Genomic DNA, 24,547 nt, shown 5'->3' on the forward strand with positions numbered 1-24,547 from the left:
GCCCGGCGGCAGACATCGGCCGATGAGGCCGGTGGATCGCGTTAACCCCATTTCCGGGACGTGCAGGGGGCGTGGCGCCCGTGGATGACGCCGCCCGGCCGCTGGCCGCGCTGCGCGCCCTTGCCGAGGCGGCACGCGCCGCGCGCGACCTGCCGGCGGCCGCGGCGTGGCGGCGGCGCGCGGCGGTGGCCCCGGCGGCGAGGAGCGGGACCGCCGGGCGCATGGCGCGGCGCTGGCCGCGCTGGGCTTCGCCGGTCGCGCCGCCGCCATCCTCGGCCCGAGCGAGACGCCGGCCGCGCCGATGCCGACAGCGATCGATCCGGCCGGCATCCACGTCCACCTCTCGACGCGCGAGGCGCGGCTCGACGAGACGGACCGTGGCGGCCTCGCCCGCCGCATCGGCACCGGCGACTATTCCTATGCCTTCGCCATGCGCGGCTTCATCGAGGGTCTGGCGCGGATCGGCGTGCCGCACACGATCCTGCCCGATCCCGCCGGCATCGCCGACATCCGCGATCGATCGCCGGCGGCCTGCAACATCCACCTCGCTTTCTACCCGCCGGAGCAGTTGCGGCTGCTGAAGGGCGCGTTCAACATCGCCTGCGCGGCGTGGGAGTTCGATCGCCTGCGCCTGCCGGCCGAGACCCTCGATCCGCACGCCTTCGCCGATCAGGCGACGATGCTGGCGCTGCCGGACATGATCTGGGCACCCTCCGCCCACGGCGCCGGGGCGATCGCCGCCAGCGTCGCCACGCCGGTGCGGACGGTGCCGTCGCCCGTGTCCGCCACCCTGCGTGCCGGCGGCGGCCTGCCCACGGCGGAAAGGATCGCGGCGATCGCGGCGCGGCTGGCGGCGATCTCGTGGCAGCCGCTGGCCATCTTCCCCCGCTTGCAGGGCGAGATGAACCACACCGCGGATCTCCATCGCCATGCCCTCGCCGACATCCTGGCCCATGCCGGCACGGCCACCCCGACGATCTTCGTCACGGTGCTGAACGTCCACGACTATCGCAAGCAGATCCGGCCGATGCTGCAGGGCTTCGCCGAGTTCAGCCGCTCGCGGCCCGATGCGCTGCTGCTGGTCAAGTCGTCCACGCCGGCGCGCGGGGTGCAGCCGATCAACAGCTTCCTGCTGGCCGAGCAGATATTCGACGTCGGCGAGCTCTCCCGCCCGCTCGTCAGCGATCGCGTGTGGATCACCGACGACGTGCTGACCCGCACCGAAATGGACGATCTCTACGATGTCGCCGGCTTCTATGTGTGCACCAGCCATGCGGAGGGCCAGAACCTGCCGCTGCTGGAGGCGATGGGGCGCGGGGTGGTGCCCGTCTCGGTCGATCACACCGCGATGGCCGATTATGTGCGGCCCGACAATGCCGTGCCGATCCGGTCGCACCGACGGCCCTTCGACAAGCGCCTGTCGCGCCGCTACGGCATGTTCGGGCTGGAAACGCACTTCGTCGATCCGGCTGACGTGCGCGCCGCCCTCGCCGCCGCGATGGCGCTGCCGCCCGGCGACTATGCCGCCCGCGCGGCGGCCGCGAACGCGACGGTGCGCGATCTCTACGGCGAGGCGGCGCTGCTGCGGGCCTTGCGCGAGGCGATCGAACTGGCGCGGCGCCGGGATGCCGATGGCTGAGGCGGTGATGGAGATCGGCGCGCTGATCGGCGATCGCTGGACGGGTATTCCGGCCGTCGTGGCGGGGCTGGCGGAGGCCGCGCTGGCGGACGCGGAGATCGCTTGGTCGTTCATGATCGACACGGTTGAGGTGCCGCGCCGGCTGGTCGAGCACATGCTCGCGCGTCGATCCGGCGCGGATGCGGCGCGGGTACTCGCCACGCTCGCGTGGCGGCAGGGGGAGATACCGCGCGCGACGGCCGATCGCGCGGCCGGCCTCTACACGAACATCAAGCCGGTGCGCCGCTTCTTCCCGCGCGAGGCGATGATCGTCTACGATCTCAGCCCGCTGCTGGTGCCGCACCTCCACGCCGAGGCGAGCGTCGCCTGGTTCGCCGATCATGTGCGCGGCGACATCGAGAGCAGCGAGCATGTCTTCTGCATCTCCCGCGCCACGCGGGACGACGTGCGCGCCTATTTCCGCATGGCCCCGCATCGCCTGTCTGTCATCACGCCGGGCGTCGCCTTCGATCCCGCCGAGCTGTCGGAGGCGCGGGTCGCCACCGCCGGCGACAGCTGCGAGCCCTATGTTGCGATCGTCGGCACGCTGGAGCCGCGCAAGAACGGTCGCATCATGCTCGATCATCTCGCGCGCGATCCCGCCTTCGCCGATCGCTATCGCCTCGTCTTCATCGGCCCGGATGGCTGGCTGGACGAGAAGGCGCGGCTGCTGGCGGCGGCGGAGCAGGCCGGCGTGCCGCGCGACCGGGTGGTCTTCACCGGCTATGTCGCGCAGTCCGGCAAGCTGGCGCTGATGCTGAACGCGGCCTTCTGCGTCTACCCTTCCGTGTTCGAGGGCTATGGGCTGCCGGTGCTGGAGGCCGCCGCGCTCGCCAAGCTGACCGTATGCTCGGACCGGACGGCGATGCCGGAGGTCGCGCCCGCCGCCTCGATCTTCTTCGATCCCTACGATGTCGCGAGCCTTGGCGCGGCGCTGGCGCAGGCAGAGGCGCGGCTCGCCGCCGCGCCGCCGTGCCTGTCGCTGGCCGACCTGACGGAGCGGGCCGCCGCTCTCTCGCCGGCACGGGCCTATCCGCCGATCGCGCGCTGGGTGCTGGGGCGGTGAGCGCCGCCGCCGGACGCGTCGCGCCGGTGGCGGCGCACGCGCTGGCGATCGCCGGCGAGGCGATCGTCGGCTACGCCGCGCCGGCCGGCGGTCCGCTGCCCTGCACGCTGCGGCTGGAGGCGGACGGCGCGGCGATCGCGATCGAGCGGGCGACGCGCTTCTCGCCGGAGGCGGCGGCGGCGGGCGTGCGCCACGGCTGGTGCGGGGTCGTGCTGCCCGGCCTGCCGCTCGCCGCCGCGCTCGCCGACGTGGCGCAGGTGAGATGCCATGCGAGCGGACGCCTGCTGATCGAGGTGGCGGTGCCGCTGCCGCAATCCGCGCCGGCCCCGCCGCCGCTCACGGTGGAGCAGCTGATCGCCCGCGCGCACGAGCGGGACAGTTGCGGCGCGATCGAGTGGATCCTGCCCTTCGCCGAGGCCACCCTGCGCGGGCGGGGCATCGCCGGCTTCCTCGACGCGGCCTATCGCACCCTGCTCGGCCGCGCGGTGGAGCCGGAGCTGGCGGCCCGGTGGGCGCAGCAGCCGCCGCCGGACGCGATGCGCCAGGCGCTGCTGATGATCCTGACCTCGCCCGAACATGCGAGTGTACCCGGGCGCGTGATGCCCGGCCCGTTCCACCCCGATTTCGCCTTCGATCTCGCGCCGCTGGACGGTTGAGGCGAGGCGATGGCGCGTCCATGAGCGACAGCGCAGATGGACGCCGCCAGATCGTCTTTCGGCGAGCTTCTCGGGATGACGCTGGCGATCTGGATGCCGTACAGGCGCCTGATCGAAGCCGGCCACGCAGTCGATAGGGTCCCGCTGCCGAGCCGTGGAGCGTCAGGCGCTTCTTCGTCCGCTATCCCTTCGGGCGAGTGTGAACATCCTGAGCCATATCGGATCGACGTCCGGCACTCGGCCCCCGACTGGAGGGCGCGATGGCCCATGTCCCGGAGACGATGACCATGCCAATGTCGCATCATGACCCCGCCGATCCTTACGCCGATGGAAGCCAAGCTCGTCGCCGACCTGCCGGAGGAGCCCGGCTGGCAGTTCGAACCCAAGTGGGACGGCTTTCGCGCGCAGGTGTTCCGGGACGGCGACGATGTCGAGATCCTGTCCAAGTCGGGCAAGTCGCTCGCGCGCTACTTTCCGGAGATCGTCGCGCTGATCGCCGGGATTAATCAGGCGCGGTTCGTGCTCGATGGCGAACTGATCCTGCCGGTCGGCGAAATATTGTCGTTCGATGCGCTGCAGGCGCGCCTCCATCCGGCGGAGAGCCGGATCAGCAAGCTGTCGCGCGAGACGCCGGCGCAGTTGATGCTGTTCGATTGCCTCGGCGATGGTGACGCCGACCTGATCGGCCGACCGCTCCTCGAGCGTCGCGCGGCGCTGGAGGCGTTCCACGCGCGCCACGGCGGCCCGGCGCTGCTGCTGTCGCCCTGCGGCGATCTCGCGGCTGCGCGGGCGTGGCTGGTGCGGAGTGGCGGCGCGCTCGATGGTGTGGTCGCCAAGCGGCTCGACGAACCATATCGCCCCGGCGAGCGTGCGATGCTGAAGGTCAAGCAGCACCGGACGGCGGACTGCGTCGTCGGCGGGTTCCGCCGCGCCAAGGACGGCGACGGCGTGGCCTCGCTGCTGCTCGGGCTCTATGACGACGCCGGCCTGCTGAACCATGTCGGCTTCACCTCGGGCATCGCGGCCGGGGACCGCGTTGCGCTTGCCGCCCGGCTCGAGCCGCTGATCGAGGCGCCCGGCTTCACCGGCAAGGCACCGGGTGGCCCGAGCCGCTGGAACAACGGCGAGACGAACGAGTGGGAACCGCTCCGCCCCGAGCTGATCGTTGAGGTGCTGTACGATCAGGTCACCGGCGCGCGCTTCCGCCACGGCACCCGCCTGCTGCGCTGGCGACCCGACAAGGCGCCCGACCAGTGCACCATGGCGCAACTCGTCTACGAACTCCGCCCGGCGGAACTGGCGACGCTCGATCGGTGAGCCGCTGGCCAAGATAAGCGCACGTGTACCGGGAACATCGGGCAAGTCCCTGCTTGACCCGGCGCTAAGCGATACATCGTGGTCGATGCCGATTGGCTGCCCTTGCAGCTCCCCGTGATCGGCTGAGATCGTTGCACCTGAACGATCGCTCCGGCGTTCAGTCATCAGCCTATCGCCATGGAGACGAGGATGAAGACCGTGACGCTCCCCGGCGGAGAGAAAGTGCCGTCGCTTGGGCAGGGCACTTGGATGATGGGCGAGCGGCGCGACCGCCGCGCGGACGAGATCGCGGCGCTGCGGGCCGGCGTCGACCTCGGCATGACCTTGATCGACACGGCCGAGATGTATGGCGACGGCGCGGCCGAAGCCCTGATCGGCGAGGCGCTCGGTACGTTACGCGAGCGGCTGTTCCTCGTCAGCAAGGCTTATCCGCAGAATGCGTCGCGCCAGCGCCTCGCCGGTGCCTGCGAGGCGAGCCTGGAGCGGCTCGGGACCGACCGGCTGGACCTGTACCTGCTCCACTGGCGCGGGCGGGTGCCGCTCGGCGAGACGGTCGAGGCGTTGGAGGCGCTGAAGGCGGCGGGCAAGATCCGGCACTGGGGCGTCAGCAACCTCGACACCGACGACATGAAGGAGCTTGTCGCGGCCAGTGGAGGCGCCTGCGCGACCGACCAGATCCTCTACAATCTCACGCGACGCGGGCCGGAGCACGATCTGCTGCCGTGGCTTGCGGCGCAGGGCATGACGGCGATGGCGTACAGCCCGGTCGAACAGGGCCGGCTGCTTGGCCATCGCACCCTGGCCAAGATCGCGACGGCGGTCGGCGCGACGCCGGCGCAGGTCGCGCTCGCGTGGACGATGCGCCATGACGGCGTGATCGCCATCCCCAAGGCAGGCTCGGTCGCGCATGTGCGCGAGAACCGCGCCGCCGCCGACCTGACCCTCTCGGACGCCGATCTCGCGGCCCTAGATGCGGCGTTTCCACGTCCGCGCGATCGTCGCCCGCTCGAGACGCTCTGAGCGCCGGCGATGGCTCTCTTCTTCACCGCCGACACGCATTTCGGCGATCATCGTACGATCAACATCCACCGCCGGCCGTTCGCCGATGTCGCGGCGATGGACGCGGCGATCGTTGCCGGCTGGAACGCGGTGGTCGGCCCGGATGACGAGATCTGGCACCTCGGCGACGTGGCGCGCCGGTCGGCCGACGTGCCGGCCCTGCTCGCCCGGCTGAACGGCATCAAGCATCTCGTGCGCGGCAATAATGACGACCCCGGCACCGGCGATGCCGCCGGCTGGGCGAGCGTTCAGGACTATGCCGAGCTGACCCACGAGGGCGTGCTGCTCGTGCTATGCCACTATCCCTTCCGCAGCTGGAACGGGCAGCACCGCCGCGCGATCAACCTGCACGGCCATAGTCACGGAAAGCTGAAGCCGCTGCCGCGCCAGTTCGACGTCGGTGTCGATGCGCGGGCATTCCGCCCGACAACGGTGGCCGCGCTCGTGGGGGCCAAGCCGGACGAGCCTTCCGTTTCGGGCACCCTGCCCGCGATCACGCGTGAGGCGCTACCGTGAGCGGAGACGCCTACCCGGTGACGCCGGATGGCCGCTACTTCGTCGTGCGGGGGCGCTTGTGGCGGCGATCGAACCCGGGGTTGCCAGAGGTGGAGCGCGCCGCATTGGTGAGCGCGCTCATGGCCGCGAGACGCGCGGTGGGCGTCGCGTTGCGTGCAGATGACAAGGCCAGCCTCGCCAAAGCACGGGCGGAGGTCGACCGCGCCAAGGTGGCGCTCGGCGAACGCGGGCCGGTCTGGTGGCAGGACGGCGCACCCGATCTCAATCGTCACCTCGTCGCCAACACGCCCTATGCCGGTTGGATGAGAGAGCAGGACAAAGCCCCATGACGGACCTTCCCGAGCTGCCCGCCGGCGCCTTCGCCAAGCAGGATAAAGGTGACGACCTCGCTTTCTACGCCCCGCCACGGCTGGTGACGCATATCGACGAAGGCGCGGTGGCGGCGCTGACCGGATGCTATCGAACGCTGCTTCCTGATGGCGGCCGGGTGCTCGATCTCATGTCGAGCTGGGTCAGCCATCTGCCATCCGACCGGACCTACGCTGCTGTCGTGGGCCACGGCATGAACGCCACGGAACTCGCCGCCAACCCACGGCTGGACCGCTGGTTCGTGCAGGACCTCAATCGCGACGTGACGCTGCCACTGGAGGATCGCTCGTTCGATGCCGCGCTCTGCTGCGTCGGCGCGCAATATCTCCAGCAACCCGTGGCGGTGTTCGCCGAGGTACGCCGGGTGCTGATGCCGGGGGCACCGTTCATCGTCAGCTTCTCGAACCGCTGCTTCCCGACCAAGGCCGTCGCCATCTGGCGGTCGCTCGACCCGAACGGCCACGCCGCGCTGATCCGGCTATATCTCGACCGCGCCGGTTTCAACGACATCACCGCCACCGTGTTGGCCGACGGGCGCACAAGTGACCCGCTCATCGCTGTCATCGGCAGGGCCTGACCACCAGAAGCGGCTGCTGGGCACGCCCTTGGAACCCGGACCACCGCCCGTCTGCTGTACCGGCATGGCGGAAAGACGAGGAAGTGGCGAACGTCCAGTGCCGACCGGACGGCTGGCCCGGCTGGGCACGTTCGGGCGGCTCGCCGGCGGCGTGGCGGGTGGCATGCTGGCGGAGGGCGCGCGGCGGCTGGCCAGCGGCGAGCGGCCGCGACTTGGCGACATGCTCCTCACCCCGGCCAACGCGGCGCGGCTGGCCGACCGCCTGGCGCATCTGCGCGGCGCGGCGATGAAGCTTGGGCAGATGATCTCGATGGACGCGGGTGACATCCTGCCGGCCGAGCTCTCCACCATCCTCGCCCGCCTGCGCGATCAGGCACAGCGCATGCCGCCCGCCCAGCTTGACCGCGTGCTGCGCGCAGAGTGGGGCATCGACTGGCGCCGCCGCTTCCGCCATTTCGAGGCCAGCCCGATCGCCGCCGCGTCGATCGGTCAGGTCCACCGCGCGACCTTGCCGGATGGCCACAGGCTGGCGATCAAGGTGCAATATCCAGGGGTCGCCGACAGCATCGACGCCGACGTCGACAATGTGGCGACCCTGCTCAGGGTTTCCGGCCTGCTGCCCGCGACGATCGATCTCGCGCCCTTGCTCGCCGAGGCCAAGCGCCAGCTGGCGGACGAGACCGACTATCTGCGCGAAGGCGCGGAGCTTCGCCGGTTCGGCGTGCTGCTCGCCGACGACGCGCGCTATGTCGTGCCGGGACTGGACAAGAGCCTCACCACCCGGCGCGTGCTGGCGATGGACTTCATCGACGGGCGACCGATCGAAACGCTGGCGGAGGCGCCGCAGGCGATGCGCGACACGGCGATGACCGCGCTGATCGAACTGGTGCTGCGCGAGCTGTTCGATTTCGGCGCGATGCAGACCGATCCGAACTTCGCCAACTATCGCTGGCAGGCTGAGACCGGCCGGCTGGTGCTGCTCGATTTCGGCGCGGCTCGCGCCGTGCCGGCGGAGACGGCGGATGCGTACCGATCGCTGATCGAGGCGGGTCTCGCGCGTGATCTGGATCGGGTGCGCGAGGCCGCCGTCACGGCCGGTTTCCTCGGGCCGGATATCGTCGCGGCGCACCGGCCGGCGATCGACCGCATCATCGCCGCCATCGACGATACGATGAACCGGCCCGGCCCGTTCGACTTCGCCGACCGCACCTTCGTGCCTGTCGTCCGCGAGGAGGTGAAGGGGCTGCTCGCCGACCGCGCCGCATGGCACGTGCCGCCGACCGACATGCTGTTCGTGCAGCGCAAGGTGAGCGGCACCGCGCTGTTGGCCGCCCGGCTGAAGGCGCGGGTCGGCGTGCGAGACCTCGCCACGGCGGCAATCGCCGGGCGGCTGGCGTAGCGGCACGACATGCCAGCCACTTCCCTCACCGTCATGCGTTGGACCGACGCATTAGGAAAGGCCGCCGAATGACCGACATTGCCGTGCAGGCCCGTCGCCGCGAGATCGCCGTCGAGCATATGCTGTTCAAGCTGATCGAGTATGTCGAGCAGCGCCAGCCGGGCCTCCTGGACTTCATCGAGGCCAGCCTCGATCATCTCGGCGATCCCGCGCACGACGCCACGAAGGACGACGAGGCGGTGCGCGAGATCGCCCGCCGGATGATCGAAGGCGCGCGGCACGAGATCGGCGGGTGATCCCGGCGGAAGGCACGTCGGTGCGGGACCAGCCGCCGGCACTGGCGCGAACCCTGGGCTATGCCGGGCTGCTGCCGCAGGCAGCGGTCGTGCTGGTGCTCGGGTTCGGGCCGGCGTGGTGGCGCTTCTCCGCACTGTCCCTCGGCTACGCCTATCCCGCGCTGATCCTGAGCTTCGTCGGCGGCATGTGGTGGGGCCTCGCCGCCCGATCGGACCGGCCGCCGGCGTGGGTGTGGGTGGCGGCCGTCGCGCCGTCTCTGGTCGCGCTCGCGACTGCCGCGCCGTGGGCGATCGGCGCCGCATGGCCGGCGCCTTCGCTGATCGTGCTCGGCGCATCGCTGCTCGGCAGCCTGCTGGTGGATCGCCGGCTGGTGGCGGACGGCCTCGCCCCGGCCTGGTGGATGTCGCTGCGCCTCCCGCTGTCGGTCGGTCTGGGCCTGCTCACGCTCGCGTCGGCGGTGTTCGGATAAGCCATGGACCTGCACGTCGACTGCTCTGTCCGACAGAGGGATGCGGGCTGTGGGTAGCGCCGCCGCGATCCGCTCCTCGAAGAAGGCGCCAGGCCGCCTTATAGTCGCGGCGTCTTAGACCTGCGTCTCGGTTCCGATCTTGGTGCGCTTGGCGATGCTTGTCGAGCGCCGAGCCGGTACACCAGCTTTTTAGCAGCGCCTTCGAGCCGATGGCGAAGCGATGCGGGATCAGCTCGATCGTGAGATCGAGGTCGGACACGCCGGCGAGTACCGCCGCCGCGTCGTCGATCAGCCCGCCATAAGCGTGATGACCCGTTCCCGGTTCTCAGGCCGCTAGTGATTCAGCTTCGGTGTCGTCATGCCTTTGGTGAGGACGATAGGTAGACTCGACGGGTGCCATGCCGCGAGGCTGCTGTGCGGACGGTGGTGTAGTCGTTCGCCATGCTTCGACGATCGGCCTCGCCGCAGCCAGCGAGGGGAACAGGTGCTCCTTCAGCACTCATCGCGCGAGCGACCATCGAACGATTCGACGAAGCCGTTCTGCTGCGGCTTGGCCACGGGATGTAATCCCACTCGTCGAGCCACCGACGCTGGCTGGGCTCCTGCGTGATCGCCATCGGTGCCCTTGTGCCGAACGCTCGTTCTCGGCCGCAACGCTTGCGCACCGTCGGCCGCTCCTCACGGTACAGCCGGTAGACCTTCTTCAAGTTCATGCCCCTGCCTTCACGCCCGAGCAGGATCGCCAGCCGGCATCGCCAGCTTTCTGTTCGACTTTCTGCCTTGCGAAACGCGCGCGGTGACCCCGCACGGCATCGAACTGTTCCACACGCACTATTGGGACGACGCGCTGTCCTGCTGGTACACGCGCCCCGGGCAGGCGATGCCGATCCGTTGGGATCCGCGTGACCTTTCCCGCATCTGGCTCGAACTGCCACACGGCGAGCACCTTGAAGTACCCTACCGCGATCTCCGGCGCCGGCCATTACTCGCTGGGAGCAGAAGGAAGCGGTTCATGGCTTGCGCGAGCGCGGTCAACAAGAGGCTGATTTTTCAGGCGGTGGAAACGCGGCGGCTGATCGTGGCGGAAGCCGCTCGCAAGACGAAGGCAGCACGTCTCGCGCTCCAGAGGACCAGGGTGGCTCGGGCCGACGCACGGCGCGCTAGGAGGAGCGACAAGTCCACCGTTCAGGAGGATAAACCTCCCAGTTTGCCGAATGCCACGTTCCTCTTGCCGAGCACGGAGTACGGGATGATCTGTTCGGCGAAGAAGCCGTTCGCCTGCGCGGCTGCGGCGCACTGCTGGCTGCGGAGCGCGAAGGCGTCTTGGTCGGCGCGCGAGACGCCCAGCCGCGCTCCGCGCGGCGATCCGATCGGTCTGGCGCGACGGCGGCCCGGCATCGCCTCATTGACTTGACCGGAGCTGAGGTGTCGTCGGACCGCGAGCTACGACGAGGAACTGAGCTCGACGCTTGTTCGCGAAAACTCGATCATGCGGACGACCTCCTCCCGCGCGGCCTCCGCGGATTCGCCGACGAGCCGATCGATCTCGGCCAGTTCTTCCGGCACGTACCAGTGCAATCTATCGGAGCCGTAGGCAGCTAGAACCGCCTTCGCGACCTCGATCGGCTCCAGCAATCTGAAGGCGCCCTCGGCGGGAGCCGACTGGACGGTATCTCCGATGATCGGTGTGTTGATGAGTCCTGGGAGGACATCCGCCGCGCGAACTCCGAACTCGCGAAATTCAATGGAAAGTGCCTCGGTCAGACCCTTCACGGCGTGCTTGGTCGCCGAGTAGACGGCGATACCCGGCATGCCGTAGGTCGCCGAGGACGACGACGTGGTGAAGCAGAGCGAATTGGGCGTCGCCCGCAGGAGCGGCAGGGCCAGATGAATCCCGTTGAGAACCCCCACGAGGTTCACCTGCACCATCTGGACGGCTGCTTCGAGGGGTTGCGCCGCGAAAGGATCCCTCCGCCCAATTCCGGCATTGTTGAAGAGGAGATCGAGCCTGCCGTCCGTAGCGGCGGCGAACGTGTCGAGGGACTTCGCATACTGCCCGGGATCGGTAACATCCAACACCCCGACGATGCAGTTGTCTTCCCCAAGCGCGCGCTTGAGGCCGTCCAGGCTGGCGCCGTTCACGTCGAAGCCTCCGACGAACCATCCCTCCTGACCGAACAGGACGGCGGTCGCGCGGCCGATACCTGAGGCCGCGCCGGTGATGAATATGGACCTCCGACCGTCCGTCAGTGTCATTGAATCCCTCCTCGCTGGGTTGCGAGCGGACGCATCCGCTCGGTATCCGAATGCGTTCGTCAGGCCCGGTAGGAACCCTCGACGATGGCGCGACCAATGTTATTGCGATGGATCTCGGTGGTGCCGTAGCCGATCGCCATCCCGCGAACGTCTCGGAAGTGTCGTTCGAAGGGATACTCCGCCGACAGGCCGTAGCCGCCTGCGAGCTGCATCGCCGCGTCGGTGATGCGTATCGCGGCCTCGTTGGCGAACGTCTTTGTTATCGAGGCGTCGATCGGATCGATCTGCCCTGCGTCGAGTGCCCTCGCGGCGCGATAGACCAGCGCGCGGGCGCCTTCGAGTTCGATTGCCATATCGGCCAGCTTCCAGCGTAGTCCTTGGAAGTCGCCGATGGCCTGGCCGAACTGTCGGCGGCTCGCGACGTACTCGGCAGCGCCGTTAAGTGCCGACGCGGCCACGCCCAGGCAGACGGTCGGGTTGCCGGAGATCCGATCGGCGTTGAAGACGTTAAGCAGATCGCGCATCCCGCCAGCACCGAAGAGCACGTGGTCGGCCGGAATGTAGCAGTCGTCGAAGAACAGCGGCGCCATACCCGTGCCACGCAGACCGATCAGGTCGAGGTGCTCGCCGATCTCGAAGCCCGGCGTCCCACGCTCGACCAGGACGCCGCCTACCCCGCCGAGCCCCTTCGCGTCGCTCATCCGGACCAGTACGAGGAACAGGTCGGCCACCTGCGCGCACGAGCACCACATCTTTGAGCCGCTGATCCGGTAGCCGTCGCCGTCGCGGACGGCTTTTGCCTTCATGCCAGCGAGGTCGGAGCCCGCGTCAGCCTCGGACATCGACCATGCGGCGTAGAGGTTTCCGGCGACGAAGCGCGGCAGGTAGCGTCGCTTCTGCTCCTCGCTGCCGAGGTGGAGGATGGCCCGGGGTGTGGCGCCGTCCGTCATGCTCATCAGGATTGCTGTGTTGGCGCAGGATCGCGCCACCTGCTCGATGATCAGGGTGTTCTCGAGGACGCCCAGCCCGAGACCGCCGTAGGCCTCTGGCACGAACGTACCTGTGAAGCCCTGATCCGAGAGCGTCTTCATGTTCTCGACAGGCGGCTTCAGCTCCCGATCGGCCCGGGAGGCGCCCGCGAGGAACCCCGAGGCGAGCTGCTGCACGGCATCCCGCAGCATCATCTGGTCGTCGCTGAGCATGTCCGACGCGCTCATACGCCCACCTCCGCTGCGTCCGCCACGGCGACCGACCTCGCGATCGCATCCTCGGTGCGCATCCAGATCTCGCGGGCGATCGGCGTCCGCAGCTCCTCCGCGATGTGCCCCACGAGCCCGACGGCCCGACCGATCACCGCGAGACCTCGGCATAGCCGCCAGTCGAGGCCGAGTTCGCAGCAGAGTGCGCCTAGGGCGCCTGTCGCGTTCACCGGCATCGACTTGCCCGTGCGGCGTTCAGCTGCGGCGGCTACGGCCTGCATCAAGGCCACGTAGCGGCCCTTGTAGCCGTTGCGCTTGGCGATATCGAAGAGGACGGGCGTCCGAGGGTCTATCGGCTTGTGCAGGTGGTGGCCGATGCCGAAAATCTGGCGCTTGGCGTCAAGCTCGCGATCCACGACCTGGGCCGCGAGTTCGACGAGGTCGGCGTCGCCGGGCGCATCCGCGAGCGCCGCGTAGAGCATCCTGGCCGCGCCCTCGGCGGTGCCCGCGAAGGTGGTGCCCATGCCCAGCAGGCCGGCGGCGACCGCCCCCTGCAGCGCCTCGGGAGCGCCGAGATAGGTGAGCCGCGTGGCGATCGCCATCGGCGTCGCTCCGTGCTCCACCAGCGTCAGCAGCATCGCCTCGAGCAGCGCGGTCTGCTGGGCGGTCGGCAGTTCACCAGTGAGTTCGAGCCAGGTCATCTCCGCGAACCCGATCTTTCCCAGCAGCTCGCCGCAGAGATCCCTGCCCTGGACCCAGATCCTGTCGGGTACGCTCGCGCCCATACGCGACAACATCGGCTTCTCAGGCATAGGTTTCGTAGACCTTCTTGGCGATGGAGGAGCGCATCACTTCCGCCGCGCCCTCGGTGATCATGAAAGAGCGTTGCTCGCGCCACATGCGCTCGATAGGCATCTCGGTGGTGAGACCCATGCCGCCGTGGATCTGCATGCAGCGGTCGATTGTGAATCAGCGTGCAATGTTGACCCCGTTCGGGGCTGATCGGCGTGCAAAATTGACCCCCCTGAACTGAGCGGTTCACGCCCGGCGCTTTGCGCAGGAGCGGTCGGGGAGAATGCTGGTCGTGGAGACGGTGGCGCGCATCCGGCGCGAGTTCTACGTCAAGGGTAAGAGCATCAAGGAGATCGTGCGCGACCTGCGGGTGTCGCGGAACACGGTGCGCAAGGTGCTGCGGTCCGGCGAGACGGACTTCTCCTACGAGCGGACGGTGCAGCCGCTGCCGAAGCTCGGGCCATGGTCGGCGGATCTCGAGCGGCTGCTGGAGGCCAACGAGCGCAAGCAGCGGCGCGAGCGCCTGACGCTGGTCCGGGTGTACGAGGAGCTGCAGGGGCTGGGCTACCGCGGCGGCTACGATGCCGTGCGTCGCTATGCCACGGCATGGCAGCGTGAGCGGTCGGCGGTCACGGCCGCGGCCTACGTGCCGCTGAGCTTCGCGCCCGGCGAGGCCTACCAGTTCGACTGGAGCCACGAGGTCGTCGTCATCGCCGGCGCGACGACGACGGTGAAGGTTGCGCACATGCGGCTCTGCCACAGCCGGATGTTCTTCGTGCGAGCTTATCCGCGCGAGAGCCAGGAGATGGTGTTCGACGCCCACGACCGGGCGTTCGCCTTCTTCGGCGGCGCCTGTCAGCGCGGCATCTACGACAACATGAAGACCGCGGTGGACGCCATCTTCGTCGGTCGTGAGCGGCGCTACAACCGCCGCTTCCAGCAGATGTGCGGCCACTACCTCGTCGAGCCGGTGGCGTGCACGCCGGCATCGGGCTGGGAGAAGGGCCAGGTCGAGAACCAGGTCGGGCTCGTGCGCGAGCGCTTCTTCACGCCGCGGCTGCGCTTCAGGAGCTACGACGAGCTCAACGCCTGGCTGCTCGACCGCTGCACCGCCCATGCCCAGCGTGCCGCGCATCCCGAGCTCAGGGACTACACAGTCTGGCAGGTGTTCGAGGCGGCCGACCAGCCTGCGCTCATCGCCTACCGTGGTCCCTTCGACGGCTTCCACGCCTTGCCGGCGGCGGTGTCGAAGACGCTGCTGGTCCGCTTCGACTACAACAAATACTCGGTGCACGCGAAGGCGGCGGGCGCCCGGTCGAGGTGCACGCCTATGCCGAGCGCATCGTCATCCGGCAGGACGGCGAAGTCGTCGGCGAGCATGCCCGGCGCTTCGGGCGCGACCAAACGGTCTACGACCCTTGGCACTATGTGCCGGTCCTCGAGCGCAAGCCGGGTGCGCTGAGGAACGGTGCGCCCTTCAGGACTGGCCGCTGCCGGTGGCGCTGGAACGCGTCAGGCGGAGGCTGGCGGGCCATGCCGACGGCGACCGCCAGATGGTGGGCATCCTGGCGGCGGTGACGACGGACGGACTGGACGCCGTCGAGGCGGCCTGTGCCGAGGCGCTGGCCGGCGGCACCGTCAGCCGTGACGTCGTGCTCAACGTGCTCACCCGCCAGCGCCAGACCGCCGCGCCCGCCAGCATCGCCACGCCCGAGGCTCTGCGGCTCGCCCGCGAGCCCGTCGCCGACTGCGCCCGCTACGACAGCCTGAGGAGGCCTTATGGAACGTCACGCCATCCTGGAGATGATGGGAACGCTGAAGCTCGTCGGCATGCGCCATGCCTATGACGAGGTCGTCGCCGATGCCGTGAAGCGGCAGCACTCCGCTCAGCGCGTCGTCGGCGACCTGCTCAAGGCCGAGATAGACGAGAAGCAGGCCCGCTCCATCCGCTACCAGATGACGACCGCCAAGCTGCCGCTCGCCAAGGAGCTCGCCGACTTCGACTTCGCCGGCACCGGCATCAACGAAGGCCTGGTCCGCGATCTCGGCACGGGTGCCTTCCTCGAAGCGCAGCGCAACGTCGTGCTGGTCGGCGGCACCGGGACGGGCAAGACGCATCTCGCCATCGCCATGGGCCGTGCCTGCGTGCGGGGCGGAGCGAGGGTCCGCTTCTACAACACCGTCGACCTCGTGAACCAGCTCGAGGCCGAGGCCCGTGCCGGGCGCCCCGGGCGCATCGCCGACCACCTGTCGCGGCTCGACCTCGTCATCCTCGACGAGCTTGGCTACCTGCCCTTCGCGCTCTCGGGCGGCCAGTTGCTCTTCCACCTCGTCAGCAAGCTCTACGAGCAGACCTCGGTGGTGGTGACGACCAACCTTGCCTTCGGCGAGTGGCCCACGGTCTTCGGCGACGCCAAGATGACGACCGCGCTCCTCGACCGGCTCACCCACCACTGCGACATCGTCGAGACCGGCAACGAGAGCTGGCGCTTCAAGAACCGCGAAGCCGCCTGAAACCCTTCCCCCGGACCCCCATCCCCCGGGTTGACCCGGTGGGTCCACAGGCACCTCCCACGGCCGTCACCGCCTGCGCTCGTGGCGGCGCGCGGCGCCGGCCGCGGGGCCCTCCTGTGGACTACCGGGACAACCCGGCTGCCATCAGAAAAGGGGGTCAAACTTGCACGCCGATACGGGGTCAACTTCCCGAGCCGATTGACAGGCGTGAGCTCGAGGAACATCGCGCTGCGCTTGAACGCGGATGGTATCCCGGGCCCCGCTGGCCAGCTCTGGAGTGGAACGACGCTGCGCGGTCATGTCAGCCGCGGCACCGGCTTCCTCAACAACGCGCTGCACGTCGGCCAACTCGTGTGGAACCGGCAGCGCTACGTAAAGGACCCCAGCACCGGCAAGCGTGTGTCGCGGATCAACCCCGAGAGCGAGTGGATCACGACCGAGGTTCCCGAGCTTCGCATCGTCGATGATGCGCTCTGGCAAGCGGTCAAGGCGCGGCAGGCCGCCATCGGTCTTCAGTTCGCCGGGACCATCGCGGCGGTTCGCATGGCGAATCGTCTGAACGCCGTCCATCGTCCAAAATCGCTCCTGTCGGGCCTCGTCTTCTGCGGCGTCTGTGGCGGCCCGTTCACGCTTCGCCTCAAGGGTCGCTTCGGCTGCTCGGCACGGACGGATAATGCGAGTTGCAGCAACGGCCACAGCATTGCTCGAGAAGCGCTGGAAGCCCGTGTACTCGACGGCTTGAAGGAACGCCTGATGACGCCCGAAGCGGCGGCTGAGGCGATCGACGCCTATGTCAGCGAAAGCAACCGGCTCAATCAGCAGCGGCGGGCATCCCATGCCGCCGATAACGCGGAATTGGCGCGCATAGCGCGCACCATCTCCGAAGTGCTCGACGCGGTTGAACAGGGTCGCAAAAGCGACGCCCTGTTCGACCGCTTGGAGAAGCTGGAGAACCGTCAGAAGGAACTGAAAGCGCGGCTGGCGACAGCGCCGGCCGACACACCGGACATTCACCCCAATCTGGCGGAGGCTTATCGCCGCAAGGTGGAGCGGCTTGCCGAGGCGTTGAACGCACCCGAGGAGCGTGACGAGGCGCGAGACGCGATCCGCAGCCTCATCGAGCGCGTCGTACTGTCACCCGGCGTGCGGCGTGGCGAGATGACGGCGATACTCCACGGGGACTTCGGCGCGATCCTCGATCTGGTGGACCGCCAAACGAAAGCAGCCTCCGGACCGTGTGGTCCGAAGGCTGTTATGTTTTCGGTGGTTGCGGGGACCCGCTTTCATCTTAACTTGCGATCCGCGAGCGGCTCGGAGGCTCACGACAGCGATCGCCTCATGACCGGGCTTGTCGGGCGGCTGGTGAATGCCGCAGCGTAGTCGGGCTGCCGCCCGTGAGTGTTGGAGAGCCATCCTATGGCGTCCGACAAGGCAAGTTTCACATACGATATATTATTATACTGGCGGGTTGAAGCGCCCAGTAGAAGTGTCACTCCTCCGCTTGTTAGAAATGTCACCTTTGGAGGTGCCCGGCGGATCACTGGTGACATCGCGCCTCCTGGCCAGGAGGCACGCCTGTGGCGGTGATCAGCATGAGCCAGAACGAGCTTTCGAGATACGATACGCTTCTCAGGGTCGAGCGCGGCGAGCTTCGCATTGCGGACGCGGCAGTTCTGTTAGGTTTGTATAATCTGCGCTCACTCACCGTAGGCGAAGGGGCGGGTCGAGCGGGTAAACGGCACCTTGCAGGACCGCTTGGTGAAGGCGATGCGGCTGGCGGGCATCGCGACGATCGCGGCGGCAAACGCCTTCCTGCCGAGCTATGTCGAGCGGCATAATCGACGGTTCGCGCGCCCCGCCTTCGACAGTCGTGATCTGCGTCGGCCGTTGGCGCCGCATGATGATCTGGGTGCTGTGATGGTGTGGCGCGAACTACGGACCATCACTGCGGCGCTGACGCTCCATTATAAGAAGGCCATGCTCATTCTGGAGCCGAACGAGATCAGCGCGGCGCTTGCCCGCAAGCAGGTAACGGTGTGCGAGTTCCCGGACGGCAAGGTTGAAATCCAGCATGAAGGGCATGTCCTGCCTTATCGTCTGTTCGACAAGATGCGGCAGGTCAACCAGGCGGCCGTGGTCGATAACAAGCAGTTGGGCGCGGCTCTCGCGGTTGCGCAGCAGCTGCAGGCGATGATGCCGCATCATCGCCAAAGGAACATCGACGCCCCTCCCCGCCGGTCCCAGCCGGCATCTCTTTCCGGAGCCCGAGGCGCCTGCAAAGGTCGATCGACGCCGGTTAAGCGGCGCGAAGCTCAAGCGCGGCCCCAGGCTCAGCGACGCAGAGTTGATCGAGCGCGGCACTCTGCTGTTCGTCAAGCCGACCGGGCCCACCGCTGGCGCGGCGGGTCCAGGCTCACCTCCTCGTCGTCGCGCATTAGCAGGGTCTGCGTTGCGCTGATGGATGGCTCCACACAGACCCTGCTGCTATCGACGTGTGACATTTCTAGTCTAATTGGCGCAAGTCATGACTTCTCTAAATGGAGAGAACACGGAATGCGATGCCGGATTGGAAGTCTCTCCTCCGCTTGTTAGGAGTAACACCCCTGAAGTGCTCGAGGGATCATTGGCGCTCAATCTCGACATTGTGAGATCAGTGTGTGTTTCGGTTCCTCTGGCGCCGGCGCCCACGCCAGACATCGTTTGATCCTGCCGCTACCGCGCGGAAGTCGCAGCTGAACGTGCTTTGAATGCTCACTCTTGTCGGGAGCTAAACGAGGCATTCCCATCGTTGAGGCTTCTCCCGTAGCGACTGCGCTAGAAAGTGGCTAATAGCGAGTTGAGGGGCACTGCCGAATCGGCGAGGCTGGCGGGCGATGGGGCCACGCCGCCCATAACGAGTGCGCGGCCCTGAACATAATCCTTGGTGGCGTTAACGCAATCGAGTGCGATCACCTTGCCCTCGCGCAGATAGACGACCGAGAAGCTGCGCGTCGCGGTGTCTCCGCGTACGATCGCCTGATCGAAGCCGGTGGAAAGGCCGACCGTCTGCAGGCGCAGATCATATTGGTTCGACCAGAACCACGGCACCGCATGATAGGCCTCCGTCGCGCCCATGATCGTCTTCGCGACCAGACTCGCCTGATCGTTGGCGTTCTGCACCGATTCCAGCCTGATCGTGGCGCCACGCGCGAAATCATTGGCGTGGGCGGCGCAATCGCCGATGGCGAATATGTCCGGCAGGCTAGTGCGGCACTGGGCATCGACGCGCACGCCATTGCCCCCGTCCGCGCCGGCCGCGATCAGCGGCTGGACGGCGGGGGCGATGCCGATGCCGACGATCACCATCTCGGCCGGCAGTACTTCTCCGCCGGCCAGATGCACGCCGGTGACGCGTGCCGGCTCATCCTCGCCGATGCTCTGGAAGCCGACTAGCCCATCGACCTTCACGCCAAGCCGCACATCGACGCCGTGGGCGCGGTGCTCGGCCTCGTAGAAGCGCGACAGCGGCTCGCCCGCCACGCGGGCAAGGACGCGGTCCTGCGCTTCCAGCACGGTGACTTTCTTGCCGAACTTGGTGAGGACGGCGGCCGCCTCCAGCCCGATGTAACCGCCACCGACGACGACGACGTTGGTGACCCCACCCATCTCCGCCATCATGCGATCGACATCGACGCGGGTGCGGACGCCGTGCACGCCGACGAGATCGTAACCGGGGCAGGAGAGGCGATGCGGGGATCCGCCGGTCGCCCAGATGAGGGTGCCGTAGCCGAGCGTCGAATCATCGGCGAGCGTAACGGAGTGCGCCGCCGGATCGACCGAGACGACGCGACGATCGAGCAGCAGATCGACGTTCCGCTCGCCCCAGAAGGCGGCGGGGCGGATCAGGATGCGCTCGAACGTCTTCTCGCCGGACAGATATTCCTTGGAGAGCGGCGGGCGTTCGTAGGGCGGCTCCGGCTCGTCGCCGAGGAGCGCCACGGTGCCGGCGAACTTCTGCTGGCGCAAGCTCAGCGCGGCCTGTGCGCCGCCATGCCCGGCGCCCACGATCAAGACGTCAAAGATGCGCTTTTCCACCGCAACCGTCCTATATGCGATACGAGACATTCACGCCGTATGTCGCTGGCTTTCCGGTGTACCTACCGATGGTATCGAACGCTGCGACGACATTGTTCCAATAATAGGTATTGAACAGGTTCTTCGCCCACAGCGATAGACGCCAGCGATCGTCCTGACTTTTGATTCCCACTCGCGCATCGACAAGCACGTAGCTGTCGATCCCAAACAGCGATTTGCCTTGCGGGCTCGCCGTCGCCGGATTGATGTCCCCGCCGACCACTGAGACGGTGTCCGAGCGCATGTTCATGCTGCTGCCGACGAATGCATCGATCGCCCGGCTTAGCGGGAAATCATAGTCGGCATTCACGCCCACCTGATATTTGGGCGTGAACGGCACGCGCGTGCCGCCGAAATCCGCCGCGACGCCGGCCGCGTTGATACCGACGAACCGATCGACCTTGGCGTCGATATAGGTCATTGTCGCATTGACCGTGAGCTGCCGGGTCGGCCGCGCGAGCAGTTCGATCTCGAAACCCTTCACCGTAGATTTCGGAATATTCTGCAGAATATCGAGGATACCAAAGGGCGGCTGGTTCAGCTTGGATCGCAACTGCTTGTTGCGATAATCATAATAGAATGCTGCCGCGTTGAATTGCAAAGTACGATCGAGAAGTTCCGCCTTAAAGCCGGCTTCGTAGGATATCACCGACTCCTGCCGTACGGGCAAGTAAGCGACGAAGGAAGAACTGGAAACGGTGGGGAAGCCACCCGCTTTATAGCCCTTGGCGACGTTGCCATAGAGCAGCAGTCCTGGCCGTGGCTTCCAGTCGATCCCGCCACGCCACGAGATGTTATTCTCCTTCAACGTCGCATCATATTCGCCCGGGGCGCCGGGTGCGACGCCGCCGATTTCGGTCGGCTGATCGTTGATCTGGAAACAGGCGCCGCTCTTGTACGGCCCGAACGCACCGCCGAGCAGGATATTGTAGAAGAACGGTCCCACATTGTCCGCGATTCCTGTACGATCCGAATTGCAGCTGCGGGTGCTCGCGCGAGCGTTGGTGTAGCGCGTGCCTCCCTTCAGGGTCAGGTTGGGCAACACATCAAACTCCACATTGCCGAAGAATGCATAGTTCCGCTTGCGCTGGTAGCTATAGTAAAAGGAGTTGGCGATCGGGTAGCCAAACACGACGCCCAATGTCGTTGTCGACGAGCTGTCGTGATAATCGACCAATATTTCCTGATCGATCCTGCTATGCTCGTAATTGCCGCCGATCACCCAGCGCAGTCGATTGGCGCTGCCGTTGGTCAGGCGGACCTCCTGCGACACGGTCTTGATCCTGCCTTGGTCGGAGGGCAGATCGAGAGTCGAGATCGGGAGGCCGTCTCCCTCGTCCGCCTGATCCTGCTTGTAATCGAGGTAGGCCGAAATCGATGTCAGCGTGACATCGTCGGTCAGATCCAGATCGCCGCGAAGCGATGCCTGCCACATACGATTATCGGCCCGAGTATAGCCGGGGGTGAAGTCCGAAGCGCGCGGTCTCTCCGGGGAAAGCTGCGAGTTCGTCACCAGAGACGAAACGAACGGGTTTTGTATATTAAAGCCGATCGCCTGAGGCGCCTGCGTCTCGCTCTTGTCCTTCCAGCCGTTCACGTTCAGCAGCAGGTTGATCGTCTCCGTTGGCTGGAGCGCAAGCTGTACGCGTCCCATATAGTTGCGCACCTTCCCGTTGCTATCACCGGGGCGCGAATTGCTGCGCTGCCAGCCATCGGCCCGTTCGATCCGCGCGCTGGCCCGCATCTGCGCCTTCTCGCCGAGCGGACCGCTGAAATAGCCCTCGCCGATCACCTCGTTGAAGCGGCCATAGCTCAGGTCAATCCCGGCCCGCAGATCGCGCGTTGGCTTGGCCGCTATATAGTTGATTGCGCCGCCCGTCGCATTCTGGCCGAACAGCGTGCCCTGCGGCCCTTTCAGCACCTCCACCCGTTCCAGATCATAGACTGAGTGTCTCGTGGTTGCCGGGAACGACAGCGGCACCTCGTCGAGATAGATGCTCACCGTGGGATAAGCCGCAAGCGAGGTCTCATAAAAGCCGATACCACGCAAAGTATAGACCGGGGTTCCGTTGGCACTGTTGGTATAAGATAGGCTTGGCACGATGTTGGCGAGATCAGCGAGCGAGGACACCCGCTGGTTCTGCAACGCCTGCCCGCCAACGACGGCCACCGCGAGGCCCACATCATTCAGCCGCTGCTCGCGCTTGTTCGCCGTCACAACGATGTCGTCGGATCGGCTTTCGTCCGCCCCAGCCGCCGCTGTTGGTCCGCCGGCCGGATCGGGCACGGCCTGCGCCAGGGCAGGCCCGCTCGCCAGGAGCGCCATGCCCGAAACACAGCCGAGCAGCGCCAGCTTTCCGATATCCATTATTCCACCCTCCCACGCAGTGCCGGCGTTGCAACGACGGCATCTTGAATGTTTGCTGACCATATGGTCTGTTGAGATCATGGTCAATCGGCTACCGCCGTTGCCCGAGAGAACATTTTTGGCGAGGAGGCTTGGATGACGACGCGGAACGTAGCAGTGCGATTTGCCCAATTGATCGAGGAAATGCGCTTCGTCGAAGCGTTCAGCATGCTGGCGGCTGATGGCCGCTACATTGTGCCCGGCACGACCCCGGTGTCGCGCGTCTATGCGGGTCGGCAGGATCTGCTGGACAATCTGGTGCCGGTCCTGTCGACCTTCACGGCTCCGCCGCAGCTGCGCTTTCAGGAGCCGATCGTAGATGGGAACCGGGCGGCGCTGATGGCCGGCGGCAGCGGCACTGGACCTACCGGCCCCTACCACCAGCCTTATTATGCCTTTGTCGCGACGGTTCGCGGCGACGAGTTCAGCGAGATCATCGAATTCATGGATCTCACCATGCTGGAGACCGCAGTGTTCGGCAAAAGGCTGGTCAACGCCTGATGCTGCGCGGCGGGGACCGGCTCAGGCCGGATCGCCGCTCGCGGTAATGAGCGGGCCGAGCAGTTGCGGCCGGATCGGGCAGAAGAAATCAATCTCCACCACGTCGTCGAGCGCCAGCGCGCGGTGCCACGCGTTCGGCGGGAAATGCACCAGATCGCCCGGACCGACGATGAAGCCCTCCGGCTCGTCGTCGGTCCAGAATTGCAGGTGCCCAGAAATCATGTAGCTGAACTGCTCCTCCGGGTGGTTGTGCCGCGGCACGACGAACCCTTCGCGCAGCCGCACCTCCATGACCATCGATGCGCTGCCAGGTATCGGCCGCCGATCGAGTCCATCGATCGGCGGGCCGAGCAAGGGCTGATCCTGCAGCCGCAGATGACTGACCTTCATCGCCCTGCCCCCCTGCTCAGATCAGGCTGCGACGCCGAACTTCTCTCTCAGCCCGGGCGCGAGCTTCAGTCGCACCCAGTGGCGGAAATCCAGCGGCTTGCCAATCAGCGCGGTGAGGCTGCCGGGATCATCCTGCGTGGGGCGCGTGCTCAGCCATTTGTAGAGGTCGTAGCCCTCGGGCCAATGCTGGGCGATCGCCTCCAGCGGCACTTCCACCGCGACCGCATCCTTGCCCACTTCCTCTCCGATGATGCGCGCCATGTCCGCCGGGCTGCCGATATCGGCCGTCAGATCGATCGTGCGGCCGATATAGGTATGAGGGTTGGTAATTACGGCGGCGGCGGCATTGCCGATATCCTCGGCGGAAATCAGTCCGTTCACCTTGTCCACCGGGATCGCCATTGCGATCACCAGCTTGCCGTCCTGCTCGTTGATCGGGAAATAGTTGAGGAAATTATCCATGAACCAGGCCGGCTGCAGGATCGTCACCGGCAGTTCGGTCTCGGCGATACGCTCCTCGATCGCGCGCTTGGAGCCGACACTCAGATAGCCGCGCGCATCGCCGGTCAGCGCGGACTGATAGACGAAGTGCGGCATACCCACCTCAATCGCCGCGTCCACCGCGTTGATACCTTGCACAGCCTGCCCGATATCCCACCGGTTGAGCAGCGACGGGCCCGCGAAATACACGGCATCGGCGCCCTCAATCGCCTTGCGGATGCTCGCCCGATCATCGAGATCGGCGGCGAAAAGCGTGATCCCCTGCTCCGCCGCCGCGCGCGCCTTGTCGCCGGCAGTGTCGCGGGTGATGCCGCGTACCGTCCAGCCTGCCGCCGCCAGCTTGCGCGCGGCGCCGCCACCAGACGTGCCGGTCGCTCCAAATACTGTTACGGTCTTCGCCACGCCCAATCTCCTATATCGTGGGGCTCGGCCCCGCTTCTAGTATCGCATGTCTCGGCATACCAACCCACG

General features: G+C 67.0%; 23 protein-coding genes and 4 pseudogenes. 17 read left to right on the forward strand and 10 right to left on the reverse strand.

Annotation, left to right across the window (positions count from 1 at the left end; all coding sequences use genetic code 11):
* The first annotated feature begins 166 nt into the window (after positions 1-166).
* The 11 genes from GNT64_RS21590 to GNT64_RS16055 all read left to right on the forward strand — a co-directional run bounded on the left by GNT64_RS21590 (position 167) and on the right by GNT64_RS16055 (position 9,403).
* Positions 167-1,639 (forward strand): glycosyltransferase, encoded by a 1,473-nt coding sequence (locus GNT64_RS21590; protein WP_197277026.1) that lies wholly within the window; start codon positions 167-169, stop codon positions 1,637-1,639.
* Positions 1,626-2,744, forward strand: coding sequence for a glycosyltransferase family 4 protein (locus tag GNT64_RS16010; RefSeq protein ID WP_197277027.1), 1,119 nt, complete (start codon positions 1,626-1,628; stop codon positions 2,742-2,744). Before GNT64_RS21590 ends, GNT64_RS16010 begins: the two co-directional genes overlap by 14 nt.
* Positions 2,741-3,400 (forward strand): hypothetical protein, encoded by a 660-nt coding sequence (locus GNT64_RS16015; RefSeq protein WP_156680433.1) that lies wholly within the window; start codon positions 2,741-2,743, stop codon positions 3,398-3,400. The genes GNT64_RS16010 and GNT64_RS16015 overlap by 4 nt, the downstream gene beginning before the upstream one ends.
* Positions 3,401-3,703: 303 nt before the next feature.
* Positions 3,704-4,717 carry an ATP-dependent DNA ligase gene (locus tag GNT64_RS16020; protein ID WP_156680434.1) on the forward strand — a complete coding sequence of 338 codons (1,014 nt, stop codon included), beginning with the start codon at positions 3,704-3,706 and terminating at the stop codon, positions 4,715-4,717.
* Positions 4,718-4,906: 189 nt separating this feature from the next.
* Positions 4,907-5,737 carry an aldo/keto reductase gene (locus GNT64_RS16025; protein ID WP_156680435.1) on the forward strand — a complete coding sequence of 277 codons (831 nt, stop codon included), beginning with the start codon at positions 4,907-4,909 and terminating at the stop codon, positions 5,735-5,737.
* A 9-nt stretch (positions 5,738-5,746) separates the two neighbouring features.
* The gene (locus GNT64_RS16030) at positions 5,747-6,292 is read left to right on the forward strand and encodes a metallophosphoesterase (protein ID WP_156680436.1); all 546 of its coding nucleotides are present in this window, start codon (positions 5,747-5,749) and stop codon (positions 6,290-6,292) included.
* Positions 6,289-6,621: a hypothetical protein gene (locus GNT64_RS16035; protein ID WP_156680437.1), complete on the forward strand. Its 333-nt coding sequence runs from the start codon at positions 6,289-6,291 to the stop codon at positions 6,619-6,621. Before GNT64_RS16030 ends, GNT64_RS16035 begins: the two co-directional genes overlap by 4 nt.
* Complete coding sequence (locus tag GNT64_RS16040; RefSeq protein ID WP_156680438.1) at positions 6,618-7,238, forward strand: methyltransferase domain-containing protein; 621 nt, start codon at positions 6,618-6,620, stop codon at positions 7,236-7,238. The genes GNT64_RS16035 and GNT64_RS16040 overlap by 4 nt, the downstream gene beginning before the upstream one ends.
* 64 nt (positions 7,239-7,302) lie before the next feature.
* Positions 7,303-8,637 (forward strand): ABC1 kinase family protein, encoded by a 1,335-nt coding sequence (locus GNT64_RS16045; RefSeq protein ID WP_156680439.1) that lies wholly within the window; start codon positions 7,303-7,305, stop codon positions 8,635-8,637.
* A gap of 68 nt (positions 8,638-8,705) precedes the next feature.
* On the forward strand, positions 8,706-8,933 hold the full coding sequence (locus tag GNT64_RS16050) for a hypothetical protein (protein WP_156680440.1): 228 nt from the start codon (positions 8,706-8,708) through the stop codon (positions 8,931-8,933).
* A complete protein-coding gene (locus GNT64_RS16055; RefSeq protein WP_231639045.1) occupies positions 8,930-9,403 on the forward strand; it encodes a DUF3429 domain-containing protein in 474 nt (157 codons plus the stop codon). Before GNT64_RS16050 ends, GNT64_RS16055 begins: the two co-directional genes overlap by 4 nt.
* Before the next feature lie 395 nt (positions 9,404-9,798).
* On the opposite strand, the pseudogene GNT64_RS16060 reads toward GNT64_RS16055, so the two are convergent.
* A pseudogene (locus GNT64_RS16060) lies at positions 9,799-10,152 on the reverse strand (integrase core domain-containing protein); the annotation flags it as partial.
* A gap of 47 nt (positions 10,153-10,199) precedes the next feature.
* Between GNT64_RS16060 and GNT64_RS22305 the strand changes: the two are divergent.
* Positions 10,200-10,289 (forward strand): annotated as a pseudogene (locus GNT64_RS22305) (hypothetical protein); the annotation flags it as partial.
* 299 nt (positions 10,290-10,588) lie between these two features.
* On the opposite strand, the gene GNT64_RS22390 reads toward GNT64_RS22305, so the two are convergent.
* The 5 genes from GNT64_RS22390 to GNT64_RS16090 are packed head-to-tail and all read right to left on the reverse strand — an operon-like array spanning position 10,589 to position 13,809.
* Positions 10,589-10,801 carry a thiolase family protein gene (locus GNT64_RS22390; RefSeq protein WP_197277421.1) on the reverse strand — a complete coding sequence of 71 codons (213 nt, stop codon included), beginning with the start codon at positions 10,799-10,801 and terminating at the stop codon, positions 10,589-10,591.
* Between the two features lie 45 nt (positions 10,802-10,846).
* The gene (locus GNT64_RS16075; RefSeq protein ID WP_156680442.1) at positions 10,847-11,659 is read right to left on the reverse strand and encodes an SDR family oxidoreductase; all 813 of its coding nucleotides are present in this window, start codon (positions 11,657-11,659) and stop codon (positions 10,847-10,849) included.
* A 59-nt stretch (positions 11,660-11,718) separates the two neighbouring features.
* A complete protein-coding gene (locus tag GNT64_RS16080; RefSeq protein ID WP_156680443.1) occupies positions 11,719-12,876 on the reverse strand; it encodes an acyl-CoA dehydrogenase family protein in 1,158 nt (385 codons plus the stop codon).
* Positions 12,873-13,670: a citryl-CoA lyase gene (locus tag GNT64_RS16085; protein WP_156680444.1), complete on the reverse strand. Its 798-nt coding sequence runs from the start codon at positions 13,668-13,670 to the stop codon at positions 12,873-12,875. Before GNT64_RS16085 ends, GNT64_RS16080 begins: the two co-directional genes overlap by 4 nt.
* Positions 13,663-13,809 carry an acyl-CoA dehydrogenase family protein gene (locus tag GNT64_RS16090; RefSeq protein ID WP_156680445.1) on the reverse strand — a complete coding sequence of 49 codons (147 nt, stop codon included), beginning with the start codon at positions 13,807-13,809 and terminating at the stop codon, positions 13,663-13,665. Before GNT64_RS16090 ends, GNT64_RS16085 begins: the two co-directional genes overlap by 8 nt.
* 124 nt (positions 13,810-13,933) lie before the next feature.
* Here GNT64_RS16090 and istA point away from each other — a divergent pair.
* From istA to GNT64_RS22315, 4 genes and pseudogenes are all read left to right on the forward strand, one after another.
* Positions 13,934-15,497: pseudogene (gene istA, locus GNT64_RS16095) on the forward strand (IS21 family transposase).
* Entirely contained in the window at positions 15,430-16,164 is a 735-nt protein-coding gene (gene istB / locus GNT64_RS16100; RefSeq protein WP_156677938.1) for an IS21-like element helper ATPase IstB, read from the forward strand. The pseudogene istA and the gene istB overlap by 68 nt, the downstream one beginning before the upstream one ends.
* Positions 16,165-16,371: 207 nt before the next feature.
* Complete coding sequence (locus tag GNT64_RS16105; protein WP_231639046.1) at positions 16,372-17,544, forward strand: recombinase family protein; 1,173 nt, start codon at positions 16,372-16,374, stop codon at positions 17,542-17,544.
* A gap of 306 nt (positions 17,545-17,850) precedes the next feature.
* Positions 17,851-17,986 (forward strand): annotated as a pseudogene (locus tag GNT64_RS22315) (ISNCY family transposase); the annotation flags it as partial.
* 992 nt (positions 17,987-18,978) lie between these two features.
* Here the strand turns inward: GNT64_RS22315 and GNT64_RS16115 are convergent.
* Together GNT64_RS16115 and GNT64_RS16120 are read right to left on the reverse strand one after the other, a co-directional pair.
* A complete protein-coding gene (locus tag GNT64_RS16115; RefSeq protein ID WP_231639047.1) occupies positions 18,979-20,238 on the reverse strand; it encodes an NAD(P)/FAD-dependent oxidoreductase in 1,260 nt (419 codons plus the stop codon).
* A 10-nt stretch (positions 20,239-20,248) separates the two neighbouring features.
* Positions 20,249-22,645: a TonB-dependent receptor gene (locus GNT64_RS16120; RefSeq protein WP_231639048.1), complete on the reverse strand. Its 2,397-nt coding sequence runs from the start codon at positions 22,643-22,645 to the stop codon at positions 20,249-20,251.
* Between the two features lie 135 nt (positions 22,646-22,780).
* Between GNT64_RS16120 and GNT64_RS16125 the strand changes: the two genes are divergently transcribed.
* Positions 22,781-23,185 (forward strand): nuclear transport factor 2 family protein, encoded by a 405-nt coding sequence (locus GNT64_RS16125; RefSeq protein WP_156680448.1) that lies wholly within the window; start codon positions 22,781-22,783, stop codon positions 23,183-23,185.
* A gap of 21 nt (positions 23,186-23,206) precedes the next feature.
* On the opposite strand, the gene GNT64_RS16130 is transcribed toward GNT64_RS16125, so the two are convergent.
* The gene (locus GNT64_RS16130; protein WP_197277031.1) at positions 23,207-23,539 is read right to left on the reverse strand and encodes a cupin domain-containing protein; all 333 of its coding nucleotides are present in this window, start codon (positions 23,537-23,539) and stop codon (positions 23,207-23,209) included.
* A gap of 57 nt (positions 23,540-23,596) precedes the next feature.
* Positions 23,597-24,478 (reverse strand): NmrA family NAD(P)-binding protein, encoded by an 882-nt coding sequence (locus GNT64_RS16135; protein WP_197277032.1) that lies wholly within the window; start codon positions 24,476-24,478, stop codon positions 23,597-23,599.
* Between the last annotated feature and the right edge of the window lie 69 nt (positions 24,479-24,547).

The sequence above is a fragment of the Sphingomonas profundi genome (genome assembly GCF_009739515.1).
Lineage (GTDB): Bacteria > Pseudomonadota > Alphaproteobacteria > Sphingomonadales > Sphingomonadaceae > Alterirhizorhabdus > Alterirhizorhabdus profundi.